This window comes from Antarcticirhabdus aurantiaca (assembly GCF_009765365.1).
In the GTDB taxonomy this organism is placed as follows: Bacteria; Pseudomonadota; Alphaproteobacteria; order Rhizobiales; family Rhizobiaceae; genus Antarcticirhabdus; species Antarcticirhabdus aurantiaca.
The window spans coordinates 217,036-238,360 of record NZ_VTOM01000003.1 but is presented as its reverse complement, the minus strand read 5'-3'; the positions used below and the strand labels follow the sequence as shown (position 1 = coordinate 238,360).

The following is a 21,325-nucleotide window of genomic DNA, read 5'->3' as shown; positions in this document are numbered from 1 at the left end:
TCCGCCTTGCCAGACCGTCCTTCGGTTCCGGCGGATTTTCACGATCGGCGATGTCAAAGAACGATCAGGCCGGGTCCTGGTAGCGCTTGAAGCGATTCTCCCGGACGTCGAAGAGCATACCCGTTTCGGTGACCGCGGGGAAAAGCAGGGGCACGATCTTGGCCGCGACCTCCTTGGAGGTCGGAAGCGTCTTCGGGTCCTCGCCGGGCATGGCCTGGGCGCGCATGGCGGTGCGGGTCGCGCCGGGATTGACGGAGTTGACGCGCAGCGGCGTGTTCATCGTCTCGTTGGCCCAGGAGCGCACCAGCGCCTCGCACGCCGCCTTCGTCGCGGCGTAGAGGCCCCAATAGGCCTTGGCCGAGTGGGCGGCGCCCGAGGACATCACGGCCGCGCGGCCGGCATCCGAGCGGCGCAGCAGCGGGTCGACCGAGCGGATGAGGCGCCAGGTCGCCGTGACGTTCACGGTCATCGTCTTCTCGAAGACCTTCGCCTCGATGTGGCCGATGGGCGACAGGACGCCGAGGATGCCGGCATTGGCGACGAGGACGTCGAGCTTGCCCCATCGCTGATCGATCGCCCCGCCGAGCCGGTCGATCGCGGCCATGTCGGCGAGATCGAGGGGGACGAGCGTCGCCGGCTTTCCGCCGGCCGCCTTGATCTCGTCGTCCAGTTCCTCCAGCCCGCCGACGGTGCGCGCGACCGCGACGACGTGGGCGCCTTCGGCGGCGAGCGCCTTGGCGATCTGGTAGCCGATGCCGCGCGAGGCGCCGGTGACGAGGGCGATGCGGCCGTCGAGGTGTTTGGTGGTCATGGCTGCGTGTCGGGTCGTTGAATCAGCCCGCCCCGCCGAGGAGCGAGAGCGGGCGCACGTTGTCGGCGCCGTCCTGGTCGGTGAGGGCGGTGGGATAGTCGCCGGTGAAGCAGGCGTCGCAGAACTGCGGCTGCAGCGCGTTGCGGCCCGGCTCGCCGGTGGCGCGGTAGAGGCCGTCGATCGACAGGAAGGCGAGGGAGTCGACGCGGATGAAGTCGGCCATCTCCTCGACGCTCATGCGCGAGGCCAGGAGCTTGGCCTTTTCCGGCGTGTCGACGCCGTAGAAGCAGCTCGCCTTGGTCGGCGGCGAGGCGATGCGCATGTGCACCTCGGCGGCGCCCGCGTCGCGCACCATCTGGACGATCTTCTGGCTGGTCGTGCCGCGCACGATCGAATCGTCGACGAGAACGACGCGCTTGTTCTCGATCATGCCCCGATTGGCGTTGTGCTTGAGCTTGACGCCCATGTGGCGGATCGCGTCGCCGGGCTGGATGAAGGTGCGCCCGACGTAATGATTGCGGATGATGCCGAGCTCGAAGGGGAGGCCGGACTCCTGCGCGTAGCCGATGGCGGCCGGCACGCCCGAATCGGGCACCGGCACGACAATGTCGGCGTCGAGATGGTTCTCGCGGGCGAGCTCGGCGCCGATCTTCTTGCGGATCTCGTAGACGTTGCGGCCCTCGATGTTCGAGTCGGGGCGGGCGAAGTAGACGTATTCGAAGACGCAGAAGCGCGGGCGGCGCGACTGGAAGGGGAAGATCGACTCGATCCCCTCGTCGGTGATGATCACCATCTCGCCCGGCTCGAGGTCGCGCACGAAGGTGGCGCCGATGATGTCGAGCGCGCAGGTCTCGGAGGCGAGGATCGAGGCGCCGTCGAGGTCGCCGAGGACGAGCGGGCGGATGCCGAGCGGATCGCGCACGCCGACGAGCTTCTTCGATGACATGCCGACGAGCGAGAAGGCGCCCTCGAGGCGGGAGAGCGCGTCGATCAGCTTGTCGCGGAAGTGCCGGGCGCCGGAGGTCGCGACGAGGTGGAGGATCGTCTCGGTGTCGGAGGTCGAGGAGAAGATCGAGCCGCGGCGCTGCAGCTCGCGCTGGACCGTGAGGGCGTTGGTGATGTTGCCGTTGTGGGCCACCGCGAAGCCGCCGGAGGACAGCTCGGCGAAGAAGGGCTGGACGTTGCGAAGGCCGCCGCCGCCGGTGGTGGCATAGCGCGTGTGGCCGATGGCGACGTCGCCCGGCAGGCGTTCCAGCACCGACTGCTTGGTGAAGGTGTCGCCGATGAGGCCGGCATGGCGCTCGACGTGGAACTGCGACCCGTCGAAGGACACGATGCCCGCCGCTTCCTGGCCGCGATGCTGGAGGGCGTGAAGGCCGAGGGTGACGAGCGCGGCGGCTTCGCTGCGCTTGAAGATGCCGAAGACGCCGCATTCCTCGCGGAGCTTGTCGTCGTCCGGATCGCCGAAGGGCATCAGGTTCATGGGGCACACACCATGGCCGGGCAGCTTATGGGCCGCAAAGCATCGATATAGGCGCAACCTCCTCGCCGCGCGAACGAAATCGCGCGTCGGTCCTCCCCGCCGCGCGACAAAGTGAATGACGCACCGTTTCCGGTTCGCGCCGGCACGGCGGGGCGCCCGTCAGTTGGCCGGGGGCGGCGCCGTGTCGGCGGGCGCTGCGCTCTCGCCGCTCGCCGGCTCGCCGCCCTCGGGCTGCGCGGCGGTGCCGGGGGTTCCGAACTGCTGGCGGATCGTGGCTTCCGGATCCTCGGGAAGCGCCGCGACGAGGCGGGCGCCGAGATCGTCGAGGAAGGGCTTGGAGCGGGCCTGCGCGACCCAGGTCGGCTGCTCCTCGGGCGCCAGCCAGTTGAAGAACAGCATGGCGACGACGACGAGAAGCAGGCCGCGCACCGCGCCGAAGACGAAGCCGAGCATCCGGTCGAGCGCGCCGATGCGGCTGTCGATGATGAAGTCGGCGATCTTGAGCGTGATGAAGGACACGATGATCAGCGCCACGACGAAGACGCCGAGCGCGGCCGCGGCCATCGCGACCGTGTCGCTGGAGATGTACTGCCGGGCGAAGGGCGTCAGCGGCTCGTAGAGGAAGAAGGCGGCCGCCGCCGCGACGACCCACGACACGACCGACAGGACCTCGCGGGAGAAGCCGCGCACCATCGCGAGGAGCGCCGAGACGAGCATGATGCCGAAAAGCAAGCCGTCGAGGAGGGTGACCGTCATCGGGAAGGGGCCTTGGAACGGGAGGCGGCGGCGCGAAGAGCGCCCGATGGCGCGGTTACACTCGGTCGGTGGGGCAAAATCAAGTCTCGTCGTCCTCCGCGGCGAGCGAGCCGCCCGCCACGCGCGCGACGAGGTGGGGCAGCGTCTCGACCTCGAAGGCCCGCCCATCGAGCGGGCGTCCGACATCGGGGCCGAGAGCGGGAAGGACGGCCTGGCGAAAGCCGAGCTTCTCGGCCTCCTTCAGGCGCTGGCCGGCATGGGCGACGGCGCGCACGGCCCCCGACAGCGAGACCTCGCCGAAGTAGACGCAGTCCGGCGGCAGGGCCGAGCCGGAGAGCGAGGAGACGAGGGCGGCGGCCACGGCGAGGTCGGCCGCGGGCTCGGAGATGCGGAATCCCCCGGCGACGTTGAGGTAGACGTCGTGGCTCCCCAGGCGCACGCCGCAATGGGCTTCGAGAACGGCGAGCACCATGGCGAGGCGCGGCTGGTCCCAGCCCACCACCGCGCGGCGCGGCGTGCCGAGGGCCGAGGGGGCGACGAGGGCCTGGATCTCGACGAGAACGGGGCGCGTGCCTTCCATGCCGGCGAAGACCGCGGCGCCGGGCGAGGAGGCGTTGCGCTCGCCCAGGAACAGCTCGGACGGGTTGGCGACCTCGCGCAGGCCCGAATCGCCCATCTCGAAGACGCCGATCTCGTCGGTCGGGCCGAAGCGGTTCTTGACGGTGCGCAGGATGCGGTAGTGGTGGCCGCCCTCGCCCTCGAAGTAGAGCACGGCGTCGACCATGTGCTCGACGACGCGCGGGCCGGCGATCTGCCCTTCCTTGGTGACGTGGCCGACGAGGATCACGGCCGCGCCGCTCGCCTTGGCGTAGCGGATCAGGGCCTGGGCGCCGGTGCGCACCTGCGTGACCGTGCCGGGCGCCGATTCGACGCCGTCCGACCAGAGGGTCTGGATCGAATCGATCACGACGAGGTCGGGGCGGCGCGCCTCGTTGAGGGTGGCGAGGATGTCCTCGACGTTGGTCTCCGCCATCAGCTTGACGCCGGTATCGGCGACTTTCAGGCGCTGGGCGCGCAGGCGCACCTGCGCGACGGCCTCCTCGCCCGAGACGTAGATGACGGAATGGCCGCGGCGGGCGAGCGCGGCGGTGGCCTGCATCAGGAGCGTCGACTTGCCGATGCCGGGATCGCCACCGATGAGCAACGCCGAGCCGCGCACGAAGCCGCCGCCCGTCGCCCGGTCGAGCTCGTCGATGCCGGACACGACGCGCGGCGCCTCGTCGCTCTCGCCCGCCAGCGACAGGAGCTCGGAGGCCCGGCCCTTGCGCCGGCCGCGCGCCATCATCGGCCCGCCGCCGACGCCCCCGCCGGCATCCACCTGCTCCTGGACGATGGTGTTCCACTCGCCGCAGGCGTCGCACTTGCCCTGCCAGCGCGTATAGACCGCCCCGCAGGACTGACAGATGAAGGAGATCTTGGGCTTGGCCATGCGGGTCCAGGGGCGAGTGACGTTGCCCTAGATGGCACGCGAACAAAGCGGAAACAAGCGTGCAGGCCGGCTAGGTCGCGCCTCCCGTCGCCCAGTCCGGAACCTCTCCGACGACGACGCCGAAGAAGGTGATGAGGAGCCAGTAGGACATGAAGGTGATGACCACGAGAGCGAGGACGTTCACCCAGATGCCCTTCGCCGCCATCTGGCCGATGGTGAAGTAGCCCGAGGAGAAGACGAGGGCGTTGGGCGGGGTTGCGACCGGCAGCATGAAGGTCATGGAGGCCGCGAGCGTCGCGGGGAAGGCGAGAAGCAGCGGGTTTTCGCCGATGCCGATCGCGAGGACCGCGAAGAGCGGCACGAAGGCCGCGGCGGTGGCCGTGTTGGAGGTGAACTCCGTCATGACGAGGACGACGAGGGTGATCAGGAGCACGATGCCGATCGTCGGCAGGCCGGAGGCGTAGCCGCCGATCTGATCGCCGATCCAGGCGTCGAGGCCGGTGGAAGCCATGGCGCCGGCAAGGCTGAGGCCGCCGCCGAAGAGCAGCAGGATGTTCCAGGGAAGGCGCTTGGCCGTGTCCCAGTCGATCAGCGCGCCCCCGTTCGGGCCGCCGGACGGCGTCAGGAACAGCGCGAGAGCGGCGAAGATCGAGATCGAGGCGTCGCTGAGGCCGGGAACGTAAGGTGTGATCGTGGTGCGCAGCGCCCATGCCGCGGCGGTCAGCGCGAAGATCGCGGCGACGCGGATCTCGGCCCGCGTCCAGCCGCCGAGCTCGTCGAGCTGCGTGCGGAACAGGGCGTCGGCGCCCTCGATCTCGCCGCGGTCGAGCCGGATGGCGAGGCGGGTGAGGATGAGCCAGGTGCCGGTCAGCATGACCGCGGCGATCGGCACGCCCATGATCATCCACTGGGCGAAGCCGATGTCGTAGCCGTAGGCCCGGTTGAGCGTGCCCGCGAGGATGGCGTTGGGCGGCGTGCCGATCAGCGTCGTCACGCCGCCGATGGAGGCGGCGTAGGCGACCGCGAGCATCAGGGCCATGGGGAACTGCGAGCTGCCGCCGCGCTCCTCGATGAGCTTGGCGACGGACATGGCGACGGGGAAAATCATCACCGCCGTCGCGGCGTTGGAGACCCACATGCCGCAGAGCGCCGTCGCCAGCATGAAGCCGCCGATGATGTTGTGCTGGCGCGAGCCGGTGCGGCGCAGGATGTTGAGCGCCACGCGGCGGTGCAGGTTCCAGCGCTCCATGGCGAGGGCGAGAAGGAAGCCGCCCATGAAGAGGAAGATGACGGGATCGGCGAAGGGTGCGGCCGCCTCGCGCACGGTGTTGATGCCGAAGGTGGGAAAGAGCGCGACCGGAAGGAGCGCCGTGACCGGAAGGGGGATCGCCTCGGTGATCCACCAGGCGAACATCAGTCCGACGACGGCGACGACCCGCCAGCCTTCCGGCGAGAGACCCTCGGGCGCCGGCAGGGCGAGAAGGCCCAGGAAGATCGCGAGGCCGACGGCGATCGGAACGGGCTTGATCGGAAAGATCCCGTCGTCGGCGCGCTGAGACGCCGCGGATGCGGCGTCGGTCCGGTTCGGCAGGCTTGCGGCGCGGGGACCTGCGGCGGCGGCGTCATCGCTCATGGTGATTCCTCCCGATGAGACAATCTGGCGCAAGTGGGGCAGCAATCCAGGCGTGTGATGCGGATCGGCGCCTTTTCGGGTCGACGTGCCGCCGGTCTTTTCGCGCGGCAGGGGACGAAAGCGGTGCCAGGGCGCGCGGGCGCGATTCCGCGCCGCGTGGGGAGCGGCCGGAGCGTTGAAGCAGTCGGTGCCTCCCTTGCGAGGAGGGCTAGGGGGCGCCGCAGGCTGAACCTGCGACGTATGCTAATCGTCAGAAAGGGTCCGCCTGCGGCGCCCACCGCGAGGGACTGCGTCGCTTTTCCGATGCGGGGCCATCCCGCACCGCGCGCGTGGGAGCCAGAAACGGGCGGCTTCACCCGTGCCTGACGGCGTCCTCCCGAGTTCGGGTCTGTCCCAACCGGGTCCCGGGTCTGCCTTCGGGGATACTCCACGGCGCGGGCCGTTACAGCCTGCACCGATCCTCGCGCGTCGCGCCGCCCGGGTGAGCGCTCCTCCGGAAGAAGCGAACTGAACCGGACCTCGCCCGCCGGCCCTCTCGAACGATCCCGGTGATCATTCGCGCCCATCCGAACGGGCCGGCGGTGAGGGCAAGGTAGGTGATGGGAGCGAGGGCGTGGATAAATTTCGCTTCTGTGCAGGCCGGAGCGGATGCTCCAGAAAACGCATCGAGCTGGCGCGCAAGGGGGCTGCCGTTCTGCTTTGAAGTCAGCGACCTTCAAGGCCGACATTTCGTCCTCTTCGGTGCCGGTGCCATCTTACGTTCTGCACCTAGATTGTGCGCCGCCTGACCCCTTGGCAGAGCTGGCGACCCTGCAGCGTGCAAAATTCTGGATTTTTGCACCAATGACACAATCGAGAGGAATGTTGTTTGAGAATATGTAATGCCGAAGATGATAAGGACTGCCCTGTCGGAGCAGGTGATTTTCTATGCAGGACCAAGACGACATTCATCCCGAAGCTGTGGTTGCTCCCGGATACCTTGCCAACCATGCCGCCCGTGCATTCAATCGCGAGGTGGATGCGGCGCTCAAGCCCCACGGCCTGACGATGGCGTTGATCGGACCGCTCCTGCTCCTGTCATGGAAAGGACCACTGCTGCAACGTGACCTTGTCCGCTCGTCCGCTGTCAGGCAGCCGGCTATGGTCGCGCTTCTCGACAGGCTGGAGACGATGGCACTGATCGCCCGCTCGCCATCGTCGAACGACCGCCGCGCGTCGGTGGTCGAGCTCACAGATGCTGGACGCGAGGCAGCCATGATCGGCGGCCAAGCGCTGATCGACGGCAACACGAAAGCCCTCGAGGGCTTTTCACGCGAGGAAGCCGCCTGTCTGGTCGGGTTGCTTCAGAGGCTGATCGTCAATCTTGACCGACGCTAAGACCGGAATATATCATTCGTGATATTTTTTGGTTCGAGGAGCCGGTTTTCATGTCCCATCGCATTCTCGTTTCAGGCGCTAGCATTGCTGGCAACACCGCAGCTTGGTGGTTGAGCCGTCTCGGCAACGACGTCACCCTGGTGGAGCGAGCCTCTGAGTTCCGCGACGGTGGGCAGAACATCGACGTGCGCGGTGTCGGCCGTGAGGTCCTACGGCGCATGGGGCTGGAGCAGGCCGCGCTCGATAGAGGTACCGGCGAAAAGGGAACAACATGGGTCGATGATATGGGCGAAGTCGTCGCGGCGTTTGAGACCGACGAGCTGGAAGGCGATGGTCCGACGGCGGAGATGGAAATCCTGCGCGGCGACCTTGCACGCCTCCTCTACGAGCCAGCCCAAGAGGGGGCGACGTTTCGCTTCGGCGACACGATCGAACATATCGACGATAACAACGAGAGGGTCTGCGTCACGTTCGCCAGTGGCAAGACCGAAAGCTACGATCTGGTCATCGTCGCGGAAGGTGTCGGATCAAAGACTCGCGAACTCGTGTTTCCCGACGAGAACGATCCGCGCTGGATGGACCTGACGATCGCTTATTTTACCATTCCGCGCACGCCGGACGATAACCGTATGTGGCGTTGGTACAATGCGACGGGAGGGCGGAGCCTCTCGCTACGGCCCGACAATCACGGTACCATCCGCGCGAACCTGACTATCCAGCAAGCACCCGGCGGCGAGCAAGACTGGGATGCCGACCGCCAGAAAGCTTATATGCGCGAGCGTTTCGCGGATGCTTGATGGCAAGCGAAGCGCATACTTGCGGGAATGGACGGCACGCAGGACTTCTACTTCGATGTTTTGCGTCAGGTGCGGATGAAGCGCTGGTCGAAGGGCCGGGTCGTGCTGACTGGCGATGCTGCTTGGTGCGCTACACCGCTCGCCGGCATCGGCACAACGCTGGCAGTGACGGGTGCCTATGTCCTGGCAAGCGAACTTCATCGCAACCGCGACCTGACGGCCGCACTTGATGCCTACGACGCGGCAATGCGTCCGATGGTCGAGGACGGCCAAAGCGTTCCCAAAATCGCTCCGCGCATGATGCATCCGCGCAGCCGCCTCGGTATCCACCTTCTGCATGGTGCACTCGGCGTTGCCAGCAAGCCGCCTATCCGCAACTTGGCCGCTAAGTTGTTCGCGGGCGAGACGAAAGCGCCCGATCTGTCTGGCTATCCAGAAAACGTGTCGCAAGGTGATAAAGCGTATTCGTTTTCAAGTCGCCAGTTGGTCCCATAATGGCGGTTATGTCGCTGCACCGGGATCCGCGATCGCCCGGGGCGGGTGACAGACGATCTCGACGTTTGGCGCGGGCTTTCCGCGCGTTTCGAATGTGAAATGTTCTGCAGGTGGTTCCTGGGTACGTGCAATCCGGGCGAGAGCATCGAGCCGGATGTTCCCGTGATGCCGGGCGGGCGCGGGCGGCGGCTCGACCTCGACGTCTGCGCAAATCCTCAGGACACGGACGCGGAGGACGCGGACCGCGCGCCGCGCGCCGCGCGCGCCTACTCGAAGCGCTCCGGCAGGTAGGCTTCCTCGGCGAGGTCGGAGAAGCGGGTGAACTCGGCCTGGAAGGCGAGAGGGACGGAGCCGGTGGGGCCGTGGCGCTGCTTGGCGATGATGACCTCGGCCTTCCCGCGCGCGTCGTTCATCGCCTGCTCCCACTTGAGGTGCTCGTCGGTGCCGGGCTTGGGCTCGCGGGCCGCGAGGTAGTATTCCTCGCGGTAGACAAAGAGGACGACGTCGGCGTCCTGCTCGATCGAGCCGGACTCGCGAAGGTCGGAGAGCTGGGGGCGCTTGTCCTCGCGGTTCTCGACCTGTCGCGAGAGCTGCGACAGGGCGATGATGGGCACGTTCAGCTCCTTCGCCAGGGCCTTCAGGCCCGTGGTGATCTCGGTGATCTCCTGGACGCGGTTGCCGGCGGTCTTCGACGAGCCCTGCATCAGCTGGACGTAGTCGATGATCATGACGTCGAGGCCCTTCTGGCGCTTCAGGCGCCGGGCTCTGGCCGAGAGGGCGGCGATGGAGATGCCGCCGGTCTGGTCGATGTAGAGCGGCAGGCGCTGCATCGTTTCCGAGCAGGCGACGAGCTTCACGAGCTCCTGGTCGTTGATCGAGCCGCGACGGATCTTGGAGGAGGAGATCTCCGTCTGCTCCGACATGATACGGGTGGCGAGCTGCTCGGCGCTCATTTCGAGGGAGAAGAAGGCGACGACGCCGCCGTTCTTGGCCTGGAAGGTGCCGTCGGCCTGCTCGGCGGGCTCGTAGGCGGCCGCGACGTTGAAGGCGATGTTGGTGACGAGCGAGGTCTTGCCCATGGCCGGGCGCCCCGCGAGGATGATGAGATCCGAGGGCTGGAGGCCGCCCATGCGCCGATCGAGGCCCATGATGCCGGAGGACACGCCCGACAAGCCGCCGTCGCGGTCCTTGGCGGCGGTGGCCATGCGCACCGCGATGGTGACGGCGTCGGTGAAGGACTGGAAGCCGCCGTCGTTGCGGCCCGTCTCCGCGAGCGAGAAGAGGCGCTTCTCGGCCTCCTCGATCTGGAGCTTGGGCTCCATGTCGAGGGGCGCGTCGAAGGCGAGGTTCACCATCTCCTCGCCGATGCCGATGAGCGAGCGGCGCAGCGCCAGGTCGTAGATCGCGCGGCCGTAGTCGCCGGCATTGATGATGGTGGTGGCTTCCGCCGCGAGGCGCGCGAGGTACTGGGCGAGGCTGATGTCGCCGACCCGGTCCTGCGCGGGCAGGAAGGTCTTGATCGTCACGGGGTTGGCGAGCTTTCCCATGCGGATCATCTCGCCGGTCTTGTCGAAGATCTCCCGGTGGAGCGGCTCGAAGAAGTGGTCCGGCTTCAGGAAGTCGTGGACGACGTAGTAGGCGTCGTTGTTGACGAGAATGGCGCCGAGCAGCGCCTGCTCGGCCTCGATGTTGGCGGGCGCCTCCCGATAGAGCGGGGCTTCCTCCTGAAATTTGCGCGCAGGCTCCGCCACCGTGCCGCTCCTTCTCATGCCATGTCGTCAAAATCGGACCCGACCGGCCGGGGCCTGAGTCGGAAAGGGTCCATAATAGCACGGCCGAACCCGCCGCAAGCTGACGCGGCGGCAACGGTCGTCGGCCCTGTGAATGACGGGGATCGGTGTGGACAGGCTGTGCGAAGGGGAGGAGCGGGCGCGCCTGATCAGCCGGCGAGCCGGGCATCCGGCACGGCTGCGACGGGCGGGCGCGCCGCGCCGCCGTCGAGGAGGCGCAGCCGCGACTCGGCTTGCGCGATATAGTCGCGGGTCACGGGAAGGGCGTCGATGCGCCGGGCGAGCTGGATCTGGAAGACGACGAGGTTCTGCCAGCGGAAGCCGCACTCGGCCGCCGAGAGGTAGAACTCCCACATCCGGCAGAAGCGCTCGTCGTAGAGCGCCTTGGCCTCCTCCCGCCGGGCGGCGAAGCGCAGGCGCCAGGCCTTCAGCGTTTCGGCGTAGTGAAGGCGCAGGACCTCGACGTCGGTGACGACGAGGCCGGCGCGCTCGGTGGCGGGCAGGATCTCCGACAGGGCCGGCAGCGTTCCGCCGGGAAAGATGTGCTTGGCGATGAAGGCGTTGGTTTCCGCCGGGCCCTCCAGGCGGCCGATCGTGTGGAGCAGCATGACGCCGTCGTCGGCGAGAAGCCGGCGCGCGGCGCCGAAGTAGTCAGCGTAGAAGCGCGGGCCGACGTGCTCGAACATGCCGACGGACACGATGCGGTCGAAGCGGCCGGCCGTGTGGCGATAGTCCTCGATGCGGAAGCGGGCCCGCGCGGCGAGGCCCTGGTCCTCGGCGCGGCGGTTGGCGACGCCCTCCTGCTCGGTCGAGAGGGTGATGCCGGTGACTTCGCTCGCGCAGTGGCGCGCGAGATAAAGGCCGAGGCCGCCCCAGCCGCAGCCGATGTCGAGAACCGACAGGTCCGGCCGGTCGATGTGGAGCTTGGCGGCGATGTGGCGCTTCTTGGCGAGCTGGGCCGTCTCCAGATCGTCGGCGGGCGATTCGAAATAGGCGCAGGAATATTGCCGGTCGGCGTCGAGGAAGAGGTCGTAGAGCGCGCCCGACAGGTCGTAATGGTGCTCGACGTTGCGGCGCGAGCGCCCGGGCGTGTTGCGCAGCCGCAGCGGCTTCAGGAGCGCGCCGAGCGTCTCGGCGGCCCGCATCCAGGGCTCGTCGGTGGCGTGGGTGCCGGCATTGCGGAAGACGAGGGCGAGGAGGTCGTGGATCGTGCCCTCGACCATGTCGATCTCGCCGTCCATGTAGCGCTCGGGAAAGGCAAGGCCGGGATTGAGCGCGACGGCGCGCTCCGCGGCGCGGGTCTTCAGGCGCACGTGGACCGGCTTGCCGCTGCCGTCGCCCCAGCGCGATTGGCGTCCGGCGGAATCGGTGACGAGGAGGGTGCCCTCGCGCACGAGATGGCGGACATAGAGGGACAGGATCGGGTTCATCGCGGATCGAGCCTCCGGGCGCGCCCGCGAGCCCGCCCTGGCGCAAGGCTCGACCGACACAGGCGGCCGAGAGCGATGATATGCCCTCTCGCCCATGCGAAAAGGGCCCCGGCGATGCCGGGGCCCTCGATGTTTCAACAGCGTGGCAACGATCAGCCGGCGGCCGCTTCGTCGCCTTCGGTCTCGGTGGCCTCGGCCTCGTCGCCCTCGGCCTCGACCTCGTCGCCGAGATCCTCGTCCTCGTCGTCGCCGTAGATGGCGGCGGCCGAGGTGAGGTCCTCGCCGCGAGCCTGGCGCTCGGCCTCGTCGGGCGAGCGGGCGATGTTGACGGAGATCTCGACCTCGACCTCGGAGTGGAGGGCGATCGTCACCGGGTGGACGCCGATGGTCTTGATCGGCTGGTTCAGCTGGATCTCGCTGCGGCCGACCTTGAAGCCCTGCTCGCGCAGGATCTCGGCGAGGTCGCGCGTGGACACCGAACCGTAGAGCTGGCCGGTCTCGGCGGCGGAGCGCACGACGACGAAGGAGCGGCCGTTCAGCGTCTCGGCGACCGACGAGGCCTCGGCCTTGCGCTCTTCGTTGCGCTGGATGATCTGCGCCTTCTGGGCTTCGAAGCGGGCGCGGTTGGCGTCGTTGGCGCGCAGCGCCCGGCCGGTCGGCAGGAGGTAGTTGCGGGCAAAGCCGTCGCGCACGCGGACGGTCTCGCCCATCTGGCCGAGCTTGGCGACGCGCTCGAGGAGGATGACTTCCATGGGATGATTCCTTGGGTTCGTGTTGGAAGGTCTGGCGGGGTCTCAGGTGCCGGGCGGCGCGACCGGCGGCCGATTGGCGCGACCGGTCTCGATGATGCCGAACACCGTGAAGGCGAGGATCGGGAACAAGAGGAGGACGATGGCCGCGTAGGCGGCGAAGAGCAGGAGGCCGCGACCCGCCCGGCCGCGGGTGCGCCGGTGAAGGGCGGCGAGGCCGACGAGGCTGAAGGCGGCGAAGTAGGCGCCCACCACGACGCCGCCGACGAGCCCGACCGGTTCGGGCAGAAGGGCGGCGACGAGGCCGAGCGCGAACAGCGTGACGGCGACGCGCGGCAGGCGCCCGGCCGCCGGGATGTCGTCGCGCGGGCGCGGCAGGCGGCCCGAGATGCGGGCGGCCAGCGCGCCGAGATAAAGGCCGACGACGAGCGTCACCACCAGCATGGCCGGCTGGACCATCGGCACGAGGTCGGCGATCAGGCGGGCGAACTGCGAAACCTGCTCGGGCGTCAGCCCTTCCGCCGTCGCGCCGCTGGCGGTCAGGGCGGCGGCGAGGTCGGCGGCGACCGAGGCGGGATCGTAGGCGACGAGCCAGCCAAGGACCACGCAGGCCAGAACGCTCATGCCGACCAGCGCGTGGAAGACGCGCGGCAGCGGATACCAGTCGAGCGGCGGGGTCTGGCCGGGCGCGGCGTCGCCGACGGGGCGCGCGAGGCCGGCGAGGTGGCCGGCGACGGCGGTCGGCAGCATCATCGTGAGAAGCAGGGACAGCGCGTTGAAGCCGGCGCCGGTGGCGGCGTAGAGCAGGCCCGCGGCCGTGAAGGCGGCGATGAAGCCTGCGGCCGTTCCCCAGCCCAGGCTCGCGATCGCCACCGGGATCGGCGCGGCGAGGGCGAGGCCGACGGCCGTCGACGAATCGAGGACGACGCCCGCGAAGAGCAGGCCGCCCGCGAGTCCGGCGGCGATGCCGACGAGAATGGCTTGGGGGGTCATCAAGGGGTTCGCTGTCCTGCGGGAAGAGCAGTTAGGGACGCTTGTCCCAACTCGGCTGAATCTGGGAAAACGCGCCCGCCGCCGCCTGTTCGCGGACGAGCCCGGGAGCCGGGCGCCCGATCGGGGCGCCCGACGAGCGCACTTACTTCAGGACGTAGGGCAGGAGGCCCAGGAAGCGGGCGCGCTTGATCGCCTGGGCGAGGGCGCGCTGGTTCTTCTGGGAGACCGCCGTGATGCGCGAGGGCACGATCTTGCCGCGCTCGGAGATGTAGCGCTGCAGGAGGCGGACGTCCTTGTAGTCGATCTTCGGCGCGTCGGAGCCGGCGAACGGGTCGGACTTGCGGCGGCGATGGAAGGGCCGGCGCGTCGGGAGCTGTGCGATGTCGACCATTGTGGCTTACTCCGAATCGCTGTCGGTGGCGCGGGGGCGGCGGGGGCCGCGATCGTCCTCGCGGTCACGGCGCGGGCCGCGGTCGCCGCGATCACCGCGGTCGCCACGCTCGCCGCGGCGCGGGCCGCGATCGTCGCGCTTCTGCATCATGGCGGACTGCCCGTCTTCGTGGGTGTCGACCTTGATGGTGATGTAGCGCAGGATGTCTTCGTTGAAGCGCATCTGACGCTCCATCTCATGAAGCGCCGACGCCGGGGCATCGATGTTCATGAGCGTGTAGTACGCCTTGCGGTTCTTCTTGATGCGGTAGGAGAGGGTCTTCAGACCCCAATTCTCGACCTTGCCGACCTTGCCGCCGTTCTGTTCGATCACGCCGCGATATTGTTCGACGAGCTGATCGACCTGCTGGCTGCTGATGTCCTGGCGTGCGAGAAACACGTGCTCATAGAGCGCCATGGCGTCGCCTTTCCTTGTCCAATCGTTTGCCCGAGATCCAAGGCGGCTAAGCCTCTGCGACTAACCCGATGGGAAAGGCGCGTCGAAGGAACGGTCGAGAGCGGAGACACGGGAAGTTTCGCGCCTTGAGGCACGGATCGAGCCGGGGAGAATCGGTCGCCTTCCGTTCAGCCACCGGCCGAGGACCGGGCATGACGAGGCGGCGCATAAAGCAAATGGCGGGCAAGCGCAAGTCTCGACGGCGTCCCCCCGCTACCACCGCTGGGTGCCTTGCGCCTTGACACGTCGCCTCGCATGCGCCTTCAACCCGCGCCAACGACAGCTCGGGCCGCGACGCGTAGGCGTGGCGCGACAGACCAAGAAAGCGGGAGGCGTGGCCATGGCGTTCGCGTTGGTGTTTCCGGGGCAGGGCAGCCAGAGCGTGGGCATGGGGCGGGCCCTGGCGGACGCCTATCCCGCGAGCCGGGCGGTCTTCGAGGCGGTGGACGCCGCGCTGGGGCAGGCGCTCAGCCGGACGATCTTCGACGGTCCCGAGGCCGATCTGACGCTGACGGCGAACACGCAGCCGGCGCTGATGGCGGTCTCGATGGCGGCGATGAAGGCGCTGGAGGCCGAGGGCTTTCCGACAAGCGAGGCGGCCTTCGTGGCGGGGCATTCGCTCGGCGAATATTCGGCGCTCTGCGCGGCCGGCGCGCTCGACATCTCCGACGCGGCGCGGCTCCTGCGGATTCGCGGCGACGCGATGCAGGCGGCGGTGCCAGCGGGCGAGGGCGCGATGGCCGCGATCCTCGGGCTCGACTCGGACGCGGTCGCCGCGCTCTGCCGCGAGGCGGCGGCGGAAGGCGGCGTCTGCGAGCCGGCCAACGACAATGGCGGGGGGCAGATCGTCGTGTCGGGCAGCGCCGCGGCCGTGGCGCGGGCGGTGGCGCTGGCACCGGAGAAGGGCGCCAAGCGCGCGATCCCGCTCTCGGTGTCGGCACCCTTCCATTGCTCGCTGATGCAGCCGGCCGCCGATCGCATGGCCGCGGCGCTGGCGGACGCGGCGATCCGGCAGCCGTCGAGCCCGGTGGTGGCGAACGTCCTCGCCTCCGCCATCTCCGATCCCGGCGAGATCCGCCGCCGGCTCGTCGAGCAGGTGACGGCGCAGGTGCGCTGGCGCGAATGCGTCGAGTCCCTCGCCGCCAACGGCGTCGACACGCTGATCGAGGTCGGGAACGGCAAGGTGCTGGCGGGATTGGCCAAGCGCATCGACAAGTCGCTGAAGACCGTTTCCGTCGGGAGTCCCGACGACATCGCAGCCGCACTGGCAGCCGTGCGCGGCTGAGTCGCCAAGTTTCAGGAGATCAACGAGATGTTCGACCTTTCCGGCCGCAAGGCCCTCGTCACCGGCGCTTCGGGCGGCATCGGCGAGGCGATCGCGAGGACGCTGCACGAGGCGGGCGCGACCGTCGGCCTTCACGGCACGCGGCGCGAGAAGCTGGAGGAGCTGGCGACGAGCCTCGGCGGCGAGCGCGTCCACGTCCTGCCGGCGGACCTTGGAAGCCGCGACGACCAGAAGGCGCTGGCCGAGGCCGCGGAGGCCGCGCTCGGCGGCATCGACATCCTCGTCAACAATGCGGGAATCACCAAGGACGGGCTCTTCGTGCGCATGTCCGACGAGGATTGGGACCGCGTCATCGAGGTGAACCTGACGGCCGCCTTCCGGCTGACGCGGGCGGTGACGCACGCGATGATGAGGAAGCGCTTCGGGCGCATCGTCAACATCACCTCGATCGTCGGGACCACCGGCAATCCGGGGCAGGCGAACTACTGCGCCGCCAAGGCGGGCATGGTCGGCTTCTCCAAGAGCCTCGCCCAGGAGATCGCCTCGCGCGGCGTCACCGTGAACTGCGTCGCGCCCGGCTTCATCAAGAGCGCCATGACCGACAAGCTGAACGAGAAGCAGCGCGACGCCATCATGGGCGCGATTCCCATGAAGCGCATGGGCGAGGGGGCGGAAATCGCCGCCGCGGTCCTGTTTCTCGCCTCGAACGAAGCGGGCTACGTCACCGGCCAGACCCTTCACGTCAACGGCGGAATGGCGATGATCTGAGGCCCCGGCCCGGCCGCCGCAGCGGCGGTGGCCACCGATGTTTGGCCGGCCCCGGCTTGATTCAGGGCCTGCCGCCGTCTAACGAGAGCGAAAAGCCTTCGCAGCCAACACAAGGAACGGCAATGAGCGATACCGCTGAACGGGTGAAGAAGATCGTCGTCGAGCACCTGGGCGTGGAGAAGGAGAAGGTGACGGAGAACGCCTCCTTCATCGACGATCTCGGCGCGGACAGCCTCGACACGGTCGAGCTCGTGATGGCGTTCGAGGAAGAGTTCGGCGTCGAGATTCCCGACGACGCGGCCGAGACGATCCTCACGGTCGGCGACGCCGTCCGCTTCATCGAAAAGAACCAGGCCTGAGGCTCGGCGATTTCTCCGCCAGCCTTTGAGTCCGTCCGTCGCATGAGGCGCGTGGTCATCACCGGCATCGGCATGGTCAGCCCCTTGGGCGCCGGCGCCGACGTCACCTGGAATCGTCTCCTGTCCGGCGCCAGCGGCGCCGGGCGGGTCACGTCGTTCGAAGTGGACGATCTTCCCTGCAAGATCGCCTTCCAGATCCCGCGCGGGGACGGAAGCGACGGCACCTTCAATCCCGACGATTGGATGGAGCCGAAGGAGCAGCGCAAGGTCGACGACTTCATCGTCTACGCCATGGCCGCGGCCACAGAGGCGCTGAACGACGCCGACTGGCATCCCACCACCTACGAGGACCAGATCGCCTCGGGCGTTCTGATCGGCTCGGGCATCGGCGGGCTCCAGACCATCGAGAAGACCTCGCTGATCCTCGCCGAGAAGGGGCCGCGCCGCGTGTCTCCCTTCTTCATCCCGGGCAGCCTGATCAATCTCGCCAGCGGGCAGGTCTCGATCCGTCACGGCCTGAAGGGCCCGAACCATTCGGTCGTCACGGCCTGCTCCACCGGCGCCCACGCCATCGGCGACGCGTCGCGGCTGATCGCGCTCGGCGATGCCGACGTGATGGTGGCCGGCGGCGCGGAATCACCGGTCTGCCGCATCGCGCTCGCCGGCTTCGCCGCCTGCCGCGCGCTGTCCACCAGCTTCAACGACGAGCCGACCCGCGGCTCGCGTCCCTACGACCGCGACCGCGACGGCTTCGTCATGGGCGAGGGTGCCGGCGTCGTCGTGCTCGAGGAATACGAGCACGCCAGGGCGCGCGGCGCCAAGATCTACGCCGAGGTCATCGGCTACGGCCTGTCGGGCGACGCCTACCACATCACCGCTCCGTCCGAGGACGGCGACGGCGCCTTCCGCTGCATGACCGCCGCGCTGAAGCGGGCGGGCGTCCAGCCGTCCGACCTCGACTACGTCAACGCCCACGGCACCTCGACGCCGCTCGGCGACGAGATCGAGCTGCGCGCCATCGAGCGGCTGGTCGGCGACGCGGCGTCGGGGCTCACCATGTCCTCCACCAAGTCGGCCATCGGCCATCTTCTCGGCGCCGCCGGTGCCGTGGAGGCGATCTTCTCGGCGCTGGCGATTCGCGACAACGTCGCCCCGCCGACGCTGAACCTCGACAACCCCTCCGTCGAGACGAAGATCGATCTCGTGCCGCACGAGAAGCGCGAGAAGCGCATCGACGTCGCCCTGTCGAACTCCTTCGGCTTCGGCGGCACCAACGCTTCGCTGGTCCTGCGCCGCGTTGAGGACTGAGGCGCTCGGCGGCCTGTAGGCCGCCGACGCTCCGGCGAACCGGCTTTCGCCATATTCCGATGATGGTTCGGAGGGCGGGCGCACCGCCGCAGGCAGCCAATCGGGGAAACGGACGTGACTGACAGCCAGATCGGCCCCCAGACCGCACTCGGCAGCGGCGACGCGGGCGGGAGCGGGCGGCGCGACAAGCCGCGTCGCCGATCCCGCCTCGCACGCAGCCAGGTCGTCATCTTCTTCAACCTGCTCCTGTCGGGCGCGGTTCTAGGCCTTCTGACGGTCGGCGCGGTGCTCTACTGGGGCAAGTCGCAGTTCGAGGGGCAGGGACCGCTGCGCGAGGAGGCGACCTACGTCGTTCCGCGCAACTCCGGCTGGTCGAGCGCCGCGGCGGGGCTCGAAAGCCACGGCATCATCTCCAGCGCCGAGGTCTTCGAATACGGCGTGCGGCTCGCCGGCAAGAGCACGGCGCTGAAGCCGGGCGAGTACGGTTTCGCGCCGGGCGTCTCGATGCGCGAGGTGATGGACACGCTCGCCTCGGGCAAGTCCATCATGTACTCGGTCTCGGTGCCGGAAGGCTGGACGGTCCAGCAGATCTACGACCGGCTGGCGGCGAACGAGGTGCTGACCGGCGACCTGCCGGCGCTGAAGCCCGAGGGCACGCTGCGGCCGGACACCTACCGCGTCCAGCGCGGCACGACCCGCGCCGAGCTCATCGAGCAGATGGAAGAGGCGCAGAACAAGCTCGTCCAGGAAGTCTGGGCGAAGCGCTCGCCCGACCTGCCGGTGGACGACATCGGCCAGTTCCTGACGCTGGCCTCGATCGTGGAGCGCGAAACGGGCGTCGATTCGGAGCGGCCGCACGTCGCCTCGGTGTTCGTGAACCGGCTGCGCGAGGGCATGCGTCTCCAGTCCGATCCGACCTTCCTTTACGGGATCTACGGCGGGCGGGGAAAGCCGAGCGACAAGCCGATCACCCAGTCCGACATCGAGAGCGACACGCCCTACAACACCTATCGCGTCCGCGGCCTGCCGCCTGGGCCGATCGCCAATCCGGGCCGCGCGGCGCTGGAAGCGACGGCCAATCCGCTGGATACCGACGACCGGTACTTCGTCGCCGACGGAACGGGCGGCCACGCCTTCGCGTCTTCGCTGGAGGAGCACAACCGCAACGTCCGGCGCTACCGCGAGTGGGAACGCAGCCAGGCGGCGCAGGCGACCGAGCCGGCGGGCGGCACGGGCGCGGCCGAGGCGGTGGTCGAGTAGCCGGGCGCCGCATCGCGCGCAGAACAAGGAGAGCCGGGCCATGCCCGTCCAGAGCATGACCGGCTTCGCCCGGAGCGAGGCGGCGGCGCCTGCAGGCTTCGCCTGGGAGATCCGCTCGGTCAACGGCAAGGGTCTGGACCTGCGCTTCCGCCTGCCGCCCGGCTTCGAAACGCTGGAGCCGGAGCTGAGGCGCGCGGCCGGCGCGCGGCTCGCCCGCGGCAACGTCCAGGCGGCGCTCCAACTGGCCGGCGGCGCTTCGGCGGGCGGCTACGTTGTCAACGAGGCGATGCTGCGGCTCGTGGCGGAGGCGGCGCAGCGGCTGGTGGCGGCGAACGAGGCGACGGCCCCCCGCGCCGACGGGCTGCTGGCGCTGCGCGGCGTGATCGAGCCGGCCGACGCGGCGAACGGCGCGGGTTCAGTGCGCGGCGCCGAGGAGCCGGAGCTGCGGAGTGCGGTGTTCGCCGGGTTCGAAGAGGCGCTGGAGGGGCTCGTCGCCGGACGCACGGCGGAAGGAGCGGCGCTCGCCCCGCATTTCGCCGCGCGGCTGGACGAGATCGAGACGCTCGTCGCCCGAGCCGAAGCCGAGCCGTCGCGGCGCCCGGAGGCGATCCGCCAGCGGCTGGCAATTCAGGTCGCCGAGCTTCTCGGCGCGGAAGCGGGGCTCGATCCGGCGCGGCTCCACGCGGAGGCCGCGCTGCTCGCGACCCGCGCCGACATCCGCGAGGAGATCGACCGGCTGCGCGCCCACGTGGCGGCGGCGCGCGCGCTTCTCGACAAGGGCGGCCCGGTCGGTCGGCGGCTCGACTTCCTGGCGCAGGAATTTAACCGGGAGGCGAATACGATCTGCTCCAAATCCAACGCGGCGGCGTTGACCGAGATCGGGCTCGACCTGAAAACCGTTATCGATCAGTTCCGCGAGCAGGTTCAGAACGTCGAATGACCGCAATCCACGACGCAGAGCTGTCACAGCCCATCGCCCGCCGCGGCCTGATGCTGGTCCTGTCCTCGCCCTCCGGCGCCGGCAAGTCCACGATCGCCCGCACGCTGCTCGAGACCGACAAGCGCTTCGCGCTGTCGGTGAGCGTGACGACGCGCAAGCGCCGGCCGAGCGAGATCGACGGCGTCCATTACCACTTCATCGACGTGGACGAGTTCCACCGCCTGCGCGAGGCCGGGGCGCTGCTCGAATGGGCGGAGGTCCACGGCAACTTCTACGGCACGCCTCGGGCGGCGGCCGAGAAGGCGATGCGCTCCGGGCAGGACATGCTCTTCGACATCGACTGGCAGGGTGCCCGGCAGCTCCAGGAGCAGGCGCGCTCGGACATCGTCTCGATCTTCATCCTGCCGCCCTCGATGAAGGAGTTGCGCACGCGCCTGCTCCGCCGGGCGGAGGATTCGCCCGCCACCATCGCCGTGCGGCTGCAGAACGCGCGGGTCGAGATCCAGCGCTGGCGCGACTACGACTACGTCGTTGTGAACGAGGACCTGGATCAGGCCTTCTCGTCGGTGCGCGCGATCATCGCGGCCGAGCGGCTGCGGCGGGACCGCCGGCCGGGGCTGTTCGACTTCACGGCCGGCCTTCTGGCGGAAGAGTTCTAGAACCGCACCCGACCGCGGCCGTTCGAACCGCCTCGCCGCCGCGCATGCGGCGGCGCG

19 protein-coding genes and 1 pseudogene are annotated in these 21,325 nt (G+C 69.0%); 9 read left to right on the top strand and 11 right to left on the bottom strand.

Annotated elements, in window-relative coordinates:
- Positions 1 to 64: 64 nt before the first annotated feature.
- From FZN60_RS05020 to FZN60_RS05000, 5 genes are all read right to left on the bottom strand, one after another.
- Positions 65 to 811 carry an SDR family NAD(P)-dependent oxidoreductase gene (locus tag FZN60_RS05020; RefSeq protein ID WP_158871716.1) on the bottom strand — a complete coding sequence of 249 codons (747 nt, stop codon included), beginning with the start codon at positions 809 to 811 and terminating at the stop codon, positions 65 to 67.
- Positions 812 to 833: 22 nt separating this feature from the next.
- On the bottom strand, positions 834 to 2,294 hold the full coding sequence (purF, locus tag FZN60_RS05015) for an amidophosphoribosyltransferase (protein ID WP_158871714.1): 1,461 nt from the start codon (positions 2,292 to 2,294) through the stop codon (positions 834 to 836).
- A 159-nt stretch (positions 2,295 to 2,453) separates the two neighbouring features.
- Positions 2,454 to 3,050 (bottom strand): CvpA family protein, encoded by a 597-nt coding sequence (locus FZN60_RS05010; protein WP_158871712.1) that lies wholly within the window; start codon positions 3,048 to 3,050, stop codon positions 2,454 to 2,456.
- A gap of 79 nt (positions 3,051 to 3,129) precedes the next feature.
- Positions 3,130 to 4,539, bottom strand: coding sequence for a DNA repair protein RadA (gene radA, locus FZN60_RS05005; RefSeq protein ID WP_158871710.1), 1,410 nt, complete (start codon positions 4,537 to 4,539; stop codon positions 3,130 to 3,132).
- 70 nt (positions 4,540 to 4,609) lie between these two features.
- Entirely contained in the window at positions 4,610 to 6,172 is a 1,563-nt protein-coding gene (locus tag FZN60_RS05000; RefSeq protein WP_158871708.1) for an SLC13 family permease, read from the bottom strand.
- Positions 6,173 to 7,099: 927 nt separating this feature from the next.
- Here FZN60_RS05000 and FZN60_RS04995 point away from each other — a divergent pair.
- Together FZN60_RS04995 and FZN60_RS04990 are read left to right on the top strand one after the other, a co-directional pair.
- Positions 7,100 to 7,549, top strand: a complete 450-nt coding sequence (locus FZN60_RS04995; protein ID WP_158871706.1) for a MarR family winged helix-turn-helix transcriptional regulator — start codon at positions 7,100 to 7,102, stop codon at positions 7,547 to 7,549.
- Between the two features lie 50 nt (positions 7,550 to 7,599).
- Positions 7,600 to 8,841: pseudogene (locus FZN60_RS04990) on the top strand (FAD-dependent oxidoreductase).
- Positions 8,842 to 9,107: 266 nt separating this feature from the next.
- Here the strand turns inward: FZN60_RS04990 and FZN60_RS04985 are convergent.
- From FZN60_RS04985 to rpsF, 6 genes are all read right to left on the bottom strand, one after another.
- The gene (locus FZN60_RS04985) at positions 9,108 to 10,610 is read right to left on the bottom strand and encodes a replicative DNA helicase (RefSeq protein WP_500786069.1); all 1,503 of its coding nucleotides are present in this window, start codon (positions 10,608 to 10,610) and stop codon (positions 9,108 to 9,110) included.
- A gap of 170 nt (positions 10,611 to 10,780) precedes the next feature.
- A complete protein-coding gene (locus tag FZN60_RS04980; protein WP_158871702.1) occupies positions 10,781 to 12,061 on the bottom strand; it encodes a cyclopropane fatty acid synthase in 1,281 nt (426 codons plus the stop codon).
- Between the two features lie 152 nt (positions 12,062 to 12,213).
- On the bottom strand, positions 12,214 to 12,813 hold the full coding sequence (rplI, locus tag FZN60_RS04975; RefSeq protein ID WP_158871700.1) for a 50S ribosomal protein L9: 600 nt from the start codon (positions 12,811 to 12,813) through the stop codon (positions 12,214 to 12,216).
- A 42-nt stretch (positions 12,814 to 12,855) separates the two neighbouring features.
- Positions 12,856 to 13,803 carry a hypothetical protein gene (locus FZN60_RS04970; RefSeq protein WP_158871698.1) on the bottom strand — a complete coding sequence of 316 codons (948 nt, stop codon included), beginning with the start codon at positions 13,801 to 13,803 and terminating at the stop codon, positions 12,856 to 12,858.
- 142 nt (positions 13,804 to 13,945) lie between these two features.
- Complete coding sequence (rpsR, locus tag FZN60_RS04965) at positions 13,946 to 14,194, bottom strand: 30S ribosomal protein S18 (protein ID WP_158871696.1); 249 nt, start codon at positions 14,192 to 14,194, stop codon at positions 13,946 to 13,948.
- 6 nt (positions 14,195 to 14,200) lie between these two features.
- Positions 14,201 to 14,650, bottom strand: a complete 450-nt coding sequence (rpsF, locus tag FZN60_RS04960; RefSeq protein ID WP_158871694.1) for a 30S ribosomal protein S6 — start codon at positions 14,648 to 14,650, stop codon at positions 14,201 to 14,203.
- A 379-nt stretch (positions 14,651 to 15,029) separates the two neighbouring features.
- On the opposite strand from rpsF, the gene fabD reads away from it, so the two are divergent.
- From fabD to gmk, 7 genes are all read left to right on the top strand, one after another.
- Positions 15,030 to 15,974, top strand: a complete 945-nt coding sequence (fabD, locus tag FZN60_RS04955; protein ID WP_158871692.1) for an ACP S-malonyltransferase — start codon at positions 15,030 to 15,032, stop codon at positions 15,972 to 15,974.
- Positions 15,975 to 16,001: 27 nt separating this feature from the next.
- Complete coding sequence (gene fabG / locus FZN60_RS04950; protein ID WP_158871690.1) at positions 16,002 to 16,742, top strand: 3-oxoacyl-[acyl-carrier-protein] reductase; 741 nt, start codon at positions 16,002 to 16,004, stop codon at positions 16,740 to 16,742.
- Positions 16,743 to 16,864: 122 nt separating this feature from the next.
- Positions 16,865 to 17,101, top strand: coding sequence for an acyl carrier protein (locus tag FZN60_RS04945; RefSeq protein WP_158871688.1), 237 nt, complete (start codon positions 16,865 to 16,867; stop codon positions 17,099 to 17,101).
- Positions 17,102 to 17,143: 42 nt separating this feature from the next.
- Positions 17,144 to 18,409 (top strand): beta-ketoacyl-ACP synthase II, encoded by a 1,266-nt coding sequence (gene fabF, locus FZN60_RS04940; protein ID WP_158871686.1) that lies wholly within the window; start codon positions 17,144 to 17,146, stop codon positions 18,407 to 18,409.
- Between the two features lie 114 nt (positions 18,410 to 18,523).
- The gene (gene mltG / locus FZN60_RS04935; protein WP_246726597.1) at positions 18,524 to 19,669 is read left to right on the top strand and encodes an endolytic transglycosylase MltG; all 1,146 of its coding nucleotides are present in this window, start codon (positions 18,524 to 18,526) and stop codon (positions 19,667 to 19,669) included.
- Positions 19,670 to 19,709: 40 nt separating this feature from the next.
- On the top strand, positions 19,710 to 20,609 hold the full coding sequence (locus tag FZN60_RS04930; protein WP_158871684.1) for a YicC/YloC family endoribonuclease: 900 nt from the start codon (positions 19,710 to 19,712) through the stop codon (positions 20,607 to 20,609).
- Complete coding sequence (gmk, locus tag FZN60_RS04925) at positions 20,606 to 21,268, top strand: guanylate kinase (RefSeq protein ID WP_158871682.1); 663 nt, start codon at positions 20,606 to 20,608, stop codon at positions 21,266 to 21,268. The genes FZN60_RS04930 and gmk overlap by 4 nt, the downstream gene beginning before the upstream one ends.
- Positions 21,269 to 21,325 lie beyond the last annotated feature (57 nt).

Excerpts from the sequence above, each read along its gene's own strand:
- FZN60_RS05020 (WP_158871716.1), bottom strand. The coding sequence starts at position 811 with ATGACCACCAAACACCTCGACGGCCGCATCGCCCTCGTCACCGGCGCC.
- purF (WP_158871714.1), bottom strand. The coding sequence starts at position 2,294 with ATGAACCTGATGCCCTTCGGCGATCCGGACGACGACAAGCTCCGCGAG.
- FZN60_RS05010 (WP_158871712.1), bottom strand. The coding sequence starts at position 3,050 with ATGACGGTCACCCTCCTCGACGGCTTGCTTTTCGGCATCATGCTCGTC.
- radA (WP_158871710.1), bottom strand. The coding sequence starts at position 4,539 with ATGGCCAAGCCCAAGATCTCCTTCATCTGTCAGTCCTGCGGGGCGGTC.
- FZN60_RS05000 (WP_158871708.1), bottom strand. The coding sequence starts at position 6,172 with ATGAGCGATGACGCCGCCGCCGCAGGTCCCCGCGCCGCAAGCCTGCCG.
- FZN60_RS04995 (WP_158871706.1), top strand. The coding sequence starts at position 7,100 with ATGCAGGACCAAGACGACATTCATCCCGAAGCTGTGGTTGCTCCCGGA.
- FZN60_RS04985 (WP_500786069.1), bottom strand. The coding sequence starts at position 10,610 with ATGAGAAGGAGCGGCACGGTGGCGGAGCCTGCGCGCAAATTTCAGGAG.
- FZN60_RS04980 (WP_158871702.1), bottom strand. The coding sequence starts at position 12,061 with ATGAACCCGATCCTGTCCCTCTATGTCCGCCATCTCGTGCGCGAGGGC.
- rplI (WP_158871700.1), bottom strand. The coding sequence starts at position 12,813 with ATGGAAGTCATCCTCCTCGAGCGCGTCGCCAAGCTCGGCCAGATGGGC.
- FZN60_RS04970 (WP_158871698.1), bottom strand. The coding sequence starts at position 13,803 with ATGACCCCCCAAGCCATTCTCGTCGGCATCGCCGCCGGACTCGCGGGC.
- rpsR (WP_158871696.1), bottom strand. The coding sequence starts at position 14,194 with ATGGTCGACATCGCACAGCTCCCGACGCGCCGGCCCTTCCATCGCCGC.
- rpsF (WP_158871694.1), bottom strand. The coding sequence starts at position 14,650 with ATGGCGCTCTATGAGCACGTGTTTCTCGCACGCCAGGACATCAGCAGC.
- fabD (WP_158871692.1), top strand. The coding sequence starts at position 15,030 with ATGGCGTTCGCGTTGGTGTTTCCGGGGCAGGGCAGCCAGAGCGTGGGC.
- fabG (WP_158871690.1), top strand. The coding sequence starts at position 16,002 with ATGTTCGACCTTTCCGGCCGCAAGGCCCTCGTCACCGGCGCTTCGGGC.
- FZN60_RS04945 (WP_158871688.1), top strand. The coding sequence starts at position 16,865 with ATGAGCGATACCGCTGAACGGGTGAAGAAGATCGTCGTCGAGCACCTG.
- fabF (WP_158871686.1), top strand. The coding sequence starts at position 17,144 with ATGAGGCGCGTGGTCATCACCGGCATCGGCATGGTCAGCCCCTTGGGC.
- FZN60_RS04930 (WP_158871684.1), top strand. The coding sequence starts at position 19,710 with ATGCCCGTCCAGAGCATGACCGGCTTCGCCCGGAGCGAGGCGGCGGCG.
- gmk (WP_158871682.1), top strand. The coding sequence starts at position 20,606 with ATGACCGCAATCCACGACGCAGAGCTGTCACAGCCCATCGCCCGCCGC.